This is a genomic window from Paenibacillus oryzisoli (genome assembly GCF_050467285.1).
Lineage (GTDB): Bacteria > Bacillota > Bacilli > Paenibacillales > NBRC-103111 > Paenibacillus_E > Paenibacillus_E oryzisoli_A.
This window is the reverse complement of the sequence record NZ_JBCMUN010000009.1, coordinates 15,563-27,489: the sequence shown is the minus strand read 5'-3', so window position 1 is coordinate 27,489 and position 11,927 is coordinate 15,563. Positions and strand designations below refer to the sequence as shown.

The window sequence follows — 11,927 nt, the reverse complement described above, 5'->3', positions numbered from 1 at the left end:
AAAAAGGACAAGCCGTTAGGGCCTGTCCTTCTTTATTTCTACGCCAATCGGTGCTCACGCACAATATGATCGAGGAGCCGTATACAGCTATCCTCCACCATCTCATACACTTCTTGAAAATTCCCCGTATAATACGGGTCAGGCACGTCCTTTACGCTGCGATTCGGTGCAAAATCCAGCAGCTTGTGAATAGACGCCGTTCCTTGCCCTTTCGGAGCAAACGCCGATAAATTCCGCACGTTGCTCTCATCCATCGCAATGATATATGTGAACGAGGTGAAGTCATCGCTGCGCACCTGCCTGGCTTTCATTCCCGCGTAGCTGATCGCATACTGGTCCAAAATGGCGCACGTCCCCTGGTGAGGGGGGTGACCGATATGCCAATCGCCCGTCCCTGCCGAGTCGATCTCAATCTGCTGCTCCAGCCCGGCGGCCTGAACCTGATGGCGAAACACGGCTTCCGCCATCGGCGAGCGGCAAATATTACCCAAGCACACGAATAAGACCTTGATCATATTGCTCCGAACACGAGCATTTTTTCTTTCAAAGAAAGCGGTCTTGCCGGAATATCCAGCACAATTTTCCCTTCGGAAACGCCCCAAATCCGTGTAGCGTAGCGTTCCGCGAGCTCAACATTATGCAGCGTGGCAATGACGCTCATACTGCGATCCTTACACAACGCTTTCAAATCCTGCAAAATGTATTCCGTCGACTTGGGGTCCAGTCCGGAAACCGGTTCATCGGCGACCAGCACCTTGGGCCCAAGAATCAGCGCTTTCGCAATCGCCACGCGCTGCCGCTCCCCACCGCTAAGCTCCCCGACTTTACGCTCGCCTTTATCCAAAAGCCCAACTTTTTGGAGGTAGTCCATGCTGTCGACATGCTCGTCGCGCGAGGTAAGCCCGGCTAGAATCCGCAGTGGTGCTTTATAGATTTTGCCGCTCAGCACGTTCTTGACAGCGCTTTTATTTCGGTTGAGTACCGGCTTCTCTTCCAGGTACGCGAAGTCTTTGCCCAGTTTGAAGCGTTCCCAAAGATTCGGTTTTGTAATATCCTTCGATTGGTAAATCAATTGACCCGTTGTCCATTTTTCCTGATGGCTAATGCAGCGCAGCAAGGTCGTTTTCCCACTTCCGCTGCTGCCGATGACGGCGATGAACTCCCCTGGATCGACTTGAAAGCTGATTTGTGACAGTACCCCAATATCCGGCGGGAAAATTTTACTTAAATTACGAACGGTCAGCATCTCAACTCTCCTCCGTGTAAGCTACTCTAGGGAGCTTTCCGAAATTAGCGGTACTTTATTTGGGAAAGTCTCCTTAGCTTGCAAAAAATCGCCGCTCAGATCAAGTGCTATGGCCTGCGCTGAGGGCGATTTGGCTGTCTCCTGCTTGATTCTAGTCGCAAGAACTCGGAGCTTCCGTCGCTCCGGCTTCTACATTAATTTTCTCGGAAATCGTATCACGCACAACTGACATGACGAGTTGAAGCAAGTAATTAATGTCCTCTTGCGTCTGCTTAAACTCGCTGACAATCGGAATTTCATCCAATTGATCTTGCAGCTGCTCGATTTCACCTTCAATTTTTTTAACCATTTTCTCGTTTTGGAACGTTTCGAAAGCCACAATCTCTTTTTGCTTCTTCTTAATCGAAGAGATCAGCGTTTGAATCTCAGTGTTGATAGCAATCTGCTTCTCCGCCTTTTGATAGAACTGCACCTCGTTTGACGTCGTCAGCAGATTCGCCAATTCTTTCGCTTTCACCAGAATGTCCTCGCGTACGATCATTTCCGTATTTGTAAACTCGGGAATATCGTATTTATGAGGTTGGCTATCGTTATGGTCATGATCACAGTGGGACATGAAGGGACACACTCCTGTTCAATTAAATAGACATCTGTATAGGCTGCGCAACGATTTCGCCTTTTAAGATCCACGTTTGCGCGTGAGTAACTTGCACATTGACCATCTTCCCGACGAGGGATTTATCGCCTGTAAAATGAATCAGCTTATTCGACCGCGTACGACCGGCCAACACATCCGCGTTCGTACGGCTCTCGCCTTCGACCAACACTTCAACTACCGTATCCAGCAAGCGCTCATTACTCAGCTTACTGTGCTTGTTCACCAGCTCATTGAGGCGGTACAGCCGATGCTTCTTCTCTTCCATGGAGACGTTGTCTTCCATGCCTGCCGCAGGCGTTCCTTCGCGTGGAGAATAGATGAATGTGAAGGCAAAATCAAAGCCAACTTCATCGTACAGCGAAAGCGTATCTTCGAACTGTTCCGCTGTTTCCCCCGGAAACCCAACGATAATATCGGTTGTCAATACCGCGTTCGGAACTGTAGCTTTGATCTTGCGAACAAGCTCCAAATATTGCTCGCGCGAGTACTTTCTGCTCATCCGCTTCAGCACCTCGGTATTACCGGCCTGCACAGGGAGGTGTATATGCTCGACGAGATTGCCACCTTTGCCCAACACTTCAACCAGGTGATCGTCAAAATCGCGCGGATGCGAAGTCGTGAAGCGAATGCGCGGCACATCGATCTTTCGGATATCATCCATCAAATCGCCGAACGTGTAGGCTATATCTTCAAAGTCTTTGCCGTAAGCATTGACGTTTTGTCCAAGCAGCGTAATCTCTTGAAAACCTTGTCGCGCCAGTTCCCGCACTTCCGCCAGAACGTCCTGCGGTCTGCGGCTGCGCTCTTTCCCGCGGGTATACGGAACGATACAGTACGTGCAGAACTTATCGCAGCCGTACATAATATTGACCCAAGCGCGGATGCCTTCGCGTTTCTTCGGCAGATTTTCAATAATGTCGCCTTCCTTCGACCACACCTCAACGACCATTTCCTTGTTGAAGTATGCGTCCTTGAGGAGCACAGGGAGGCGATGAATATTGTGAGTCCCGAAAATCATATCGACGAACGGGTGCTTCTGCATAATTCGATTGACGACCGCTTCCTCCTGGGACATGCAGCCGCATACCCCAAGAACCAGATCCGGCTTCTCCGCTTTCAACGCCTTGAGGTGCCCAAGCTCGCCGAACACCTTGTCCTCCGCATTTTCACGAATCGCACATGTATTTAAAAGAATCACATCGGCCACATGCTTATCTTCCGTCGATTGGTAGCCCATCTGCTCGAATAGGCCGCGCATGACTTCCGTATCGTGCTCGTTCATTTGGCAGCCATACGTAGCAATGAGATAATACTTGCCTTGGCCAAATTCCTGCATATCGTCCGGAATTGCAAAATCGTAATGGACCTGAACGTCCTCTTTCCCCCGCTGCTTCTCATCGCGATAACTTGGGGCCGCATTGATCTGAATATTGCGCCCTTTAATGCGATAAGTCGTCTTGCCTTCTTCTTGACTAATCAATTTCGCATCCGAGAAGTCAAAGTATTTGGAGTAGTCCTTCACCTTGTCGGATTTTAAGTCCGATGTATTCCGGTTCTCCTGTGACATGTTGAATTCACTTCCCTTTATTTCAATCTAGTTCATCCTATCGTTGATAATCCAATACAACATTATAACATAGATGAGTGAGATATATCCATCATGCCATGTCATCGGGAAAACGATAATCGATCTCTTAAGAGTGCCGAAATGTGCTCGGCATTCTGCGGCCTGCTGAATAAATAGCCCTGCGCTTCATTGCACTGCTTTTCCACCAGAAACGCCAGTTGATCCTGTGTTTCAACGCCTTCTGCAATCACTTTGAGATCCAGATTATGCGCCATTGAAATGATCGTATGAACAAGTGCGGCATCCTTAACATTTTCAAACATGTTGCGTGTAAACGATTGGTCGATTTTCAAGCTGTCAATGGGAAACAATTTTAAATAGCTCAGCGAAGAATAGCCAGTTCCAAAATCGTCGATGGACAAAAAGATTCCCATATCCTTCAGCTTTTGCATCGTGGAAATGGCAAATTTGGAATCTTGGATGATGCTTTCCGTCAACTCAAGCTCCAGATATTTCGGATCGAGTCCTGTCTCGCTCAACGTCTGGCTTACGACTTCAATCAAGTTGCTCTGCTGGAACTGACGCGACGAGATGTTGACAGCCATACGGATCGGCAGAAAGCCTTGTTCCTGCCACTTTTTATTTTGGCGGCACGCCTCTTTCAACACCCACTCCCCGATAGGGATAATCAATCCGGTTTCTTCAGCCATCGGGATAAACTCAACTGGCGATATTTGTCCAAGCTCCGGGTGCTGCCAACGAATGAGCGCCTCGACGCCAATAATGCCGCCGGTTGCCACATCGATCTGCGGCTGATAATACACTTGGAATTCTCCCCGTTCCAGCGCCTTGCGAAGCCCGATTTCCAGCTGCATCTTCTTGGAGACAGCATCGTTCATATCCGGCGTATAGAATTGAAAACTATTTTTGCCCAGCTCTTTGACCCGATACATCGCGGTATCCGCGTTTTTAATCAGCGTATCCAGATCGCTGCCATCCCCCGGGTACATGCTGATGCCGACAGACGGTGTAACAAACAGTTCGTTATCGTCAATGGAAAATGATTGCGCAAAGGCGCGAATAATGGTACGCGCTTTTTTGGTAATCTCGTCTGTCGTTGTGTTGGGGAACAAAATAATAAATTCATCCCCGCCTTGGCGTGAGACCGTTTCAAATTTACTAACACAATCTTGAAAACGTTTTGCCGCTTCGATCAGTAATTTATCCCCTGTTGCATGCCCCAACGAGTCGTTAATATATTTGAACCGATCCAAATCGATAAACATGATGCCGATCATCTGCTTATTTTCTTGCGCCTGATCCAAGGCATGAATTAAACGATCATTGAGCAAATGACGATTCGGGAGTCCTGTCAAAGGGTCAAGATAGACCATTTGATTAATTTTCTCTTCCGCCTGCTTGCGTTCCGAGATGTCACGCATGATGCAGCTAAAATACGTTTTTCCTTCATCCATCCAGAGGCCGATTGAGAGCTCGATCGGGATTAAAGCTTTATCTTTGCGAATCCCTTGTACTTCACAGGTTTTCCCCATCAGCTGGGCCGACTTCAATCGCATGGAAATTAGCTGCTCCTGTTCCCCTTGGTCGCCAAAGGAAATAATCGTCAGGAGACTCTTTCCCATAATGTTAGACTCCTCATAGCCGAAAATGGCATGCGCACCTTTATTCCACGAAATGATAGTACCTTGATTGTCCGTCAAAATAATCGCATCGTTTGCGGATTCCACAACGGCGTGGAACTTACGTTCCGACATAAGCGATTGGGATTCAAACCGGCGATCGATAAAGGTGCTGATGAAGGCCACACCTAATATAAATAATACACCGAAGCCAACTAAATAGGCCAAGAGGGTATTGTCGATTGTGCTCCCCGCCATGACCTCATGAGCATGCTGACGAAATGTTGCCGCGGACATGCCTGTATAATGCATGCCGACGACAGCAAGGCCCATTACAACGGCGCTGCCGAGTTTTTTCAAAAAAATGCCTGGCAAATCCGATTGCTGCTTCACTTTATACAGTAAATAAAGTGCCGCCAGGGATACGACATATGCGACAATCGCGGAAAGCACCCACAGAAACGGATTATAGGTAATCGTCGCGCCCATCACCATAGCGTCCATGCCGACATAATGCATAGAGACAATGCCAGTTGCAATCAACGTTGCACCAACGAACACTTGCGATACGCGCATCGTCGGCTTGCTTATTAAATGCAGGGCCAGCCACGAAGCCAAGATAGCCGGGATAATAGATTTGATCACAATAGCTATGTTATACGAGACAGGGATCGACAAATGAAAGGCGAGCATGGCAATAAAATGCATCGACCAGATGCCCATCCCCATGGCAAAAGAGCCTCCTGACACCCACAGGTATCGTGCGTAACCCTTGGCTCGATGGATCCGAATTCCCAAGTCTAACGCTGCGAACGATGCGACAATCGCGATCAGGATCGAAAAAAGTACCAAAGGTAAATAATATGTACTTGCTAGTATGTCCATCAGGCAATCTCCTTTAATGACGCGAGTATTGTCGTAATTTGGGTGGTTTTGGCGTTCTTATTTGCCTTATTCTATCATGAATGCCTCAAAATTGCTAAAGAACTATTTTCATAGAACCCCCTGCTCGCGCGCAAAAAAAGCACCTCATCATCGCATGCGAATTTGAGATGCTTCCTGTTTCCTGATAATTAATGTTGTTAACTATCTATCTCAGCAATTCCGCTTGATCTCCGGTTTTAACTCCTGCCGCATTGCCTTCATCCGTATCGATATGAAAATCAAGCGCAAATTGATCGGATACGCGTGCAATGACGTCTTCAAACACCAACGGTCTTTCGCCGCCCACTCTCACCCGAAGCAATTGCTTGTCCTGAATATCCCAGCGTTCAGCATCGGACGTATGAAAGTGAATATGTCTTGCCGCGACAATCACCCCTTTGTCCAGTTCGATTTCACCTTTAGGCCCAATGACTCGAAGGCCCGGCGTATCGACGATGTTGCCGGATTCTCTTACGGGAGGCTGAATACCCAAAGCAAAGGCATCCGTGCGCGAAACTTCGATTTGCGTGCTAGGCCGCACTGGACCGAGAATTCTCACTTTATCGAAGCGGCCTTTCGGTCCTACGATGGCTACTGTTTCATTGGCCGCATACTGTCCAGGCTGTGACAACGGCTTGAATACGGTCAACTCGGCGCCTTGTCCGAATAATTGTTCCACATGCTCATCTGTAAGATGAATATGTCTTGCCGAAACCCCGATTGGAATCAACTTCATGGCGATCATCCTTCCTTTATATCTTCATCAACCGTATAGCGGTTAAAGAAAGAGGCATACGGAATTCTCCATATGCCTCTTGTGGTATGTGTGCAATTAGATAAATTCTTTCAGCATTTTACTGAAATCCGCTTCGGAAATTTTCAGATCTTGGTTGGCAAGACCCACTTCAGAGAAGTTCGGAACGGAAGCTTCATAGCTCTTCTTATCTTTGTTTTCGTAGATGATGCCTGTCAGCATGGAGTTCGTTTCCATGATTTTCGTCATCGCCATGACGCGGTTCGTAGGATCGTAGTCAGGGATTTCATCCAAATCAACGATGTTCTCTTTGAACCAGTCGTATGTGTTTACTTTGTTGAACGTTACGCAAGGCGAGAATACGTTGATCAAGGAGAAGCCTTTGTGGTTCAGACCTGCTTCAATAACCGCAGTCAGTTGTTTCAGGTTGCTCGAGAACGATTGCGCTACGAATGTCGCGCCTGCCGCCATCGCAACTTCCAACGGGGAAATCGCAGATTCGATCGTTCCTTGCGGTGTACTTTTCGTTTTGAAGCCTTCCGCACTACGTGGGGATGCTTGGCCTTTTGTCAAACCGTAGATTTGGTTATCCATTACGATGTAAGTGATGTCAATGTTACGACGAATGGCGTGAACCGTGTGACCCATACCGATCGCGAAGCCGTCACCGTCACCGCCGGATGCGATAACTGTCAATTCGCGATTCGCCATTTTCACGCCTTGTGCGATTGGCAGAGATCTTCCGTGAATACCGTGGAAACCGTACGCATTGATGTAACCGGAAATACGACCGGAGCAACCGATACCGGAAACGATTGCCAAGCCCTCAGGCTCCAGACCAACATTTGCTGCTGCTCTTTGAATCGCCGCTTGTACGGAGAAGTCTCCGCATCCTGGACACCAGTTCGGCTTCACATTGTTGCGAAAATCTTTTAACGTTGCCATGCTAGGGTCAACTCCTTAATTTTTTGTTCAATTTCTGCTGGCAAGAACGGATTGCCGTTGTATTTCAGCATGTTCTTGATTTTATCTGCATGACCGACATGCAGTTTAATTTGATCAGCGAGTTGACCTGTTGCATTGTTTTCGACAACGATAACTGTCTTCGCTTTCTCAACATATGGTCGCAATTGTTCAGCTGGGAACGGGTGAATCAAACGAACGGTCGCATGGTTGGTTGTAATGCCTTCTGCTGCAACGCGGCTTCTAGCTTCATCAATTGTACCGCCGGTGGAACCCATACCAATGATCAAAATGTCTGGGTTTTCGTTCGGAGCATCCACTTTAACGGCATCCGTCACTTGGATGTGTTTCAGCTTCTCAAGACGTTTATCCATCATTTTTTGACGGTTATCCGTGCTCTCGGACGGACGGCCTGTTTGGTCGTGCTCAACGCCTGTTACATGGTGCAGACCATGTTTCACGCCTGGAATTACACGCGGCGAAACGCCGTTAGCTGTAAATTCGTAACGTTTGAAAAGTTGATTCGCTTCTAGCTCAGGCGCTTCTGTCACCAGGGCGCCGCGATCGATCACGATACGGTTGTAGTCCAGCATTTCTGCGGATTGTTTACCCAAGGAAAGTTGAAGGTCCGTCATCAAAATAACCGGGCATTGGTATTGCTCAGCCAAGTTGAACGCTTCGATCGTATCATAGAAGCACTCTTCGATCGTGCTTGGGGAAAGAACGATTTTTGGAATTTCACCGTGTGTTCCGTATACCATTGCGTTCAAGTCGGATTGTTCTTGTTTCGTAGGAAGACCTGTACTTGGACCACCGCGCTGCGTATCCACGATAACAACCGGCGTTTCTGTCATACCGGCAAGGCCGATCGCTTCCATCATCAAGGAAAGACCAGGACCCGCGGAAGCTGTCAGTGCACGAGCGCCAGCGTAGTTTGCGCCGATTGCCATGGTGCAAGCTGCGATTTCGTCTTCGGTTTGAATAACTGTACCGCCGAATTTAGGAAGAGCTTTGATCAAGTATTCCATAACCTCGGAAGCAGGTGTAATCGGATAAGCAGGCATGAAACGGCAACCTGCAGCTACAGCTCCAAGCGCGATCGCATCGTTACCGATCATGAACAGCTTTTGTTTGCCGTCAGCCGGTTCCAATTGGAAGTCAGCGATAGGTCCGCCAGCAAGTTCCAATACGGATTCAGCACCTTTACGGACAGCCTCGATGTTTTTCTCAACAACTGCTGCGCCTTTACGGCCGAACTCTTCTTCTACTGCTTTATTAAACACGTCAAGCGGCAAACCAAGCAAAGCCCAAGAAGCGCCTGACGCAGCCATGTTCTTAAATAGGGAAGTACCTAATTCCTCCGCAATTGCCGTAATCGGCACAGGAAATAGTCTAGCTTTAATACCTTCCGGCAATACCGGGTTAAATTTAGCATCCGCAACGATGACACCATTGTCACGAAGCTCATGTGCATTGAAATCGATACTTTCTTGGTCGAAAGCTACCAGAATGTCCAAATCATCTGAAATTGCGCGAATCGGTTTGGTGCTGATGCGAATCTTGTTATTTGTATGCCCCCCCTTAATCCGCGAAGAGAAATGACGGTACCCATACAAATAATAACCGAGACGGTTCAATGCAGTAGAGAAAATACGGTCTGTTGATTCGACCCCTTCCCCCTGCTGACCTCCGATTTTCCAAGATAACTGACTAATCACCGTACGTCCACTCCTTTTGATTGTAGCTGCATGAAGACACTTGAACTACACCATTCCTATAGTAAGTAAAGAAGATCAATAAAAATTTCCTTTCACCATCACACAAATTCTATGCCTTCGCTAACTAAAATGCAAGTGTTTTCAACCATTTCAAAGATAGCTTTTTTAGATTGTATCCATATCAAAGTTAGATTGATCGGCTTTTTTGCATCTCGGAAGGTTAGCGACCATAAAACGGCGCCAATTTCCGTACAAAAACGATTCAACCTGGGTCTCCGTATAGCTTTTACTTAACGCTTCCCGAATATTTGCGTAATTGCCGGTGTGCCGAAGATTTACCATCCACTGCTCAATCCCGTCAAAGTCGGAGCCAAAGCCTACATGCTGCTCTCCTCCAAGTGCACACACATGATCGATGTGATTCAGCAGCGCAGAAATCGGGACACGCTCTTTCCCGCTCTCCACAAAGTAAGGCACGAACGTGAGACCCATCATTCCCTTACATGCGATGATAGCTTTGATCTGGTCATCCGATAAATTTCTTGGATGAGCGCAATGGGCCTGCGTATTGGAATGTGAAGCTATGAAAGGCTTTGGATATACGTTCGTCAGCTCCCAAAAAGCGGCGACAGAGAGATGAGATACATCGACTATTATGCCCAAAGTTTCTAATTCTTTTAACATCCCTCTTCCTTTTCTTGTGAATCCGCCGTTTCGCGGCTCCATGACGCCGTCAGCCGCCCAATTTGCATAGTTCCACGTCAGTCCGATCGCTCTTACGCCCATCTCGTGAAGCAGCCGGATATAAGTCAAATTGCCCCCTAGCGCATCCAACCCTTCCAAGGTAAGCATAGCCCCTATCTTGGATGACGTCTCTACTTCCAGCCAATCCTCAGACGTACGAATGACCTGCATATGCGGGTGACGCGCGATTTTTCGATAAAAGACATCTATCATACGTAAAATATGATCAAAGCCCGGGTTTCGAATCGACTCCGACAAATACATGGCAAACAGCTGGACTTTCACGCCGGCTTGGCGAAGTCTTGGATAGCAGACGTCCAGTTCCTCTTGTTCTCTATCAAAATCCAACCTCTCGTTAAGTGCCAGCTTGGTCAGGGCATCACAGTGAGCATCCACGACTCTCATCTTACCCGCCTCCTTATCGATGTCCAAACAACACAAAAACCTCTATAACAGAGGTTTCATTTGCGTGTGTATACGATTCAATCCCTTGCAGGTCATCAGGCTATCTACTGCGCATCTCTTATATGTAGAAGAAGAGTCATCGCGGCTCGACAATCAATTTAATCGCGGTACGGTCCTCGCCATCAATCACAATATCCGTAAAGGCCGGTACACAAATTAAGTCGACTCCGCTAGGTGCGACAAACCCTCTTGCGATCGCTACTGCTTTGATAGCTTGGTTTAACGCGCCTGCGCCAATCGCTTGAAGCTCAGCTGCTCCACGCTCGCGCAAAACGCCCGCCAACGCACCTGCTACGGAGTTTGGATTAGATTTTGCTGAAACTTTTAATACATCCATGAATAGTACCTCCTCGGGAATGATGGTTAGATTCCATTACCCATCATATTCTCGAGCTTGACTAAACATGCTACTTTATCCATATCTTATCTATCCATCACTTATTCGAAAAAAACATGATCTTCATCATAACGGATGAGCTGAATATCCTTCGCCATACCGGTATCGTCGTTCAGTTCAATCGCTACCGCATGGAAATGCCATTTCCCCTCATCCGTCACAAAACGAACGGGGAGCTGCGTCTTAAACTTCTGCAGCACGGCATTACGCTCAACGCCAAGAATGCCGTCACGCGGCCCTACCATGCCCACATCGGTCACGTAAGCCGTACCGCCAGGCAGAACACGGTTGTCGTTCGTCTGGACGTGCGTATGCGTCCCCACCACGGCAGACACGCGGCCGTCCAGGTGCCAGCCCATGGCGATCTTCTCTGAGGTCGCTTCCGCATGAAAATCAACGAATACGAATTTGTGTTTCTTTTTATCTTGATCCAGAATCTCATCGACTTTCCGGAACGGGCAATCGATCGGCGGCAAGAAGGTTCTACCCTGTAGATTAATGATCAAAATCTCCTGATCCTTCACCTTAATAACTGTGTGGCCTCTCCCAGGCGTCCCCGGCGGAAAGTTCGCAGGACGCACCATTTTATCGTCGCGATCGATGAAATCAAAAATCTCTTTCTGATCCCATGTGTGATTCCCCATCGTCATCGCCTGAATCCCCATCTCATAGATCTCTTTGGCAATCGCAGAGGTGATGCCTTTGCCCGCCGCCGCGTTCTCTCCATTGGCAATAAAGACCGCATTAGGGTACTTCTGTTTTAGCCGCGGCATCATATTCTTGAGCGCTTTTCTTCCTACTGATCCAACAATGTCTCCGATAAATACAATTCTCATAACGTCTTGGTTAAC

11 protein-coding genes are annotated in these 11,927 nt (G+C 47.9%); all 11 read right to left on the bottom strand.

Features of this window, described 5'->3' with window-relative positions; genetic code table 11:
* Positions 1 to 38: 38 nt before the first annotated feature.
* Positions 39 to 515, bottom strand: coding sequence for a low molecular weight protein-tyrosine-phosphatase (locus ABE504_RS15475; RefSeq protein ID WP_430090115.1), 477 nt, complete (start codon positions 513 to 515; stop codon positions 39 to 41).
* Positions 512 to 1,246 (bottom strand): phosphonate ABC transporter ATP-binding protein, encoded by a 735-nt coding sequence (locus ABE504_RS15470; protein WP_430090112.1) that lies wholly within the window; start codon positions 1,244 to 1,246, stop codon positions 512 to 514. Before ABE504_RS15470 ends, ABE504_RS15475 begins: the two co-directional genes overlap by 4 nt.
* A 151-nt stretch (positions 1,247 to 1,397) precedes the next feature.
* Positions 1,398 to 1,862 (bottom strand): RicAFT regulatory complex protein RicA family protein, encoded by a 465-nt coding sequence (locus tag ABE504_RS15465; protein WP_430090109.1) that lies wholly within the window; start codon positions 1,860 to 1,862, stop codon positions 1,398 to 1,400.
* 22 nt (positions 1,863 to 1,884) lie between these two features.
* Complete coding sequence (miaB, locus tag ABE504_RS15460; protein ID WP_430090106.1) at positions 1,885 to 3,471, bottom strand: tRNA (N6-isopentenyl adenosine(37)-C2)-methylthiotransferase MiaB; 1,587 nt, start codon at positions 3,469 to 3,471, stop codon at positions 1,885 to 1,887.
* Positions 3,472 to 3,572: 101 nt separating this feature from the next.
* Positions 3,573 to 5,840, bottom strand: a complete 2,268-nt coding sequence (locus tag ABE504_RS15455) for a bifunctional diguanylate cyclase/phosphodiesterase (RefSeq protein ID WP_430090104.1) — start codon at positions 5,838 to 5,840, stop codon at positions 3,573 to 3,575.
* A gap of 361 nt (positions 5,841 to 6,201) precedes the next feature.
* On the bottom strand, positions 6,202 to 6,771 hold the full coding sequence (gene pduL, locus ABE504_RS15450) for a phosphate propanoyltransferase (protein WP_430090101.1): 570 nt from the start codon (positions 6,769 to 6,771) through the stop codon (positions 6,202 to 6,204).
* A gap of 96 nt (positions 6,772 to 6,867) precedes the next feature.
* Positions 6,868 to 7,734 (bottom strand): 2-oxoacid:ferredoxin oxidoreductase subunit beta, encoded by an 867-nt coding sequence (locus ABE504_RS15445; RefSeq protein ID WP_430090098.1) that lies wholly within the window; start codon positions 7,732 to 7,734, stop codon positions 6,868 to 6,870.
* Positions 7,722 to 9,470 carry a 2-oxoacid:acceptor oxidoreductase subunit alpha gene (locus ABE504_RS15440; RefSeq protein ID WP_430090095.1) on the bottom strand — a complete coding sequence of 583 codons (1,749 nt, stop codon included), beginning with the start codon at positions 9,468 to 9,470 and terminating at the stop codon, positions 7,722 to 7,724. Before ABE504_RS15440 ends, ABE504_RS15445 begins: the two co-directional genes overlap by 13 nt.
* 165 nt (positions 9,471 to 9,635) lie before the next feature.
* Positions 9,636 to 10,619 carry a dipeptidase gene (locus ABE504_RS15435; protein ID WP_430090092.1) on the bottom strand — a complete coding sequence of 328 codons (984 nt, stop codon included), beginning with the start codon at positions 10,617 to 10,619 and terminating at the stop codon, positions 9,636 to 9,638.
* Between the two features lie 136 nt (positions 10,620 to 10,755).
* Positions 10,756 to 11,016 carry a stage V sporulation protein S gene (locus ABE504_RS15430; protein ID WP_028558349.1) on the bottom strand — a complete coding sequence of 87 codons (261 nt, stop codon included), beginning with the start codon at positions 11,014 to 11,016 and terminating at the stop codon, positions 10,756 to 10,758.
* A 101-nt stretch (positions 11,017 to 11,117) separates the two neighbouring features.
* The gene (locus tag ABE504_RS15425; RefSeq protein ID WP_430090089.1) at positions 11,118 to 11,912 is read right to left on the bottom strand and encodes a TIGR00282 family metallophosphoesterase; all 795 of its coding nucleotides are present in this window, start codon (positions 11,910 to 11,912) and stop codon (positions 11,118 to 11,120) included.
* Between the last annotated feature and the right edge of the window lie 15 nt (positions 11,913 to 11,927).

What these genes read in the sequence shown, in the direction of transcription:
- ABE504_RS15475 (WP_430090115.1), bottom strand. Translation starts at nt 515, where the DNA reads ATGATCAAGGTCTTATTCGTGTGCTTGGGTAATATTTGCCGCTCGCCG.
- ABE504_RS15470 (WP_430090112.1), bottom strand. Translation starts at nt 1,246, where the DNA reads ATGCTGACCGTTCGTAATTTAAGTAAAATTTTCCCGCCGGATATTGGG.
- ABE504_RS15465 (WP_430090109.1), bottom strand. Translation starts at nt 1,862, where the DNA reads ATGTCCCACTGTGATCATGACCATAACGATAGCCAACCTCATAAATAC.
- miaB (WP_430090106.1), bottom strand. Translation starts at nt 3,471, where the DNA reads ATGTCACAGGAGAACCGGAATACATCGGACTTAAAATCCGACAAGGTG.
- ABE504_RS15455 (WP_430090104.1), bottom strand. Translation starts at nt 5,840, where the DNA reads ATGGGGATGGGCATCTGGTCGATGCATTTTATTGCCATGCTCGCCTTT.
- pduL (WP_430090101.1), bottom strand. Translation starts at nt 6,771, where the DNA reads ATGAAGTTGATTCCAATCGGGGTTTCGGCAAGACATATTCATCTTACA.
- ABE504_RS15445 (WP_430090098.1), bottom strand. Translation starts at nt 7,734, where the DNA reads ATGGCAACGTTAAAAGATTTTCGCAACAATGTGAAGCCGAACTGGTGT.
- ABE504_RS15435 (WP_430090092.1), bottom strand. Translation starts at nt 10,619, where the DNA reads ATGAGAGTCGTGGATGCTCACTGTGATGCCCTGACCAAGCTGGCACTT.
- ABE504_RS15430 (WP_028558349.1), bottom strand. Translation starts at nt 11,016, where the DNA reads ATGGATGTATTAAAAGTTTCAGCAAAATCTAATCCAAACTCCGTAGCA.
- ABE504_RS15425 (WP_430090089.1), bottom strand. Translation starts at nt 11,912, where the DNA reads ATGAGAATTGTATTTATCGGAGACATTGTTGGATCAGTAGGAAGAAAA.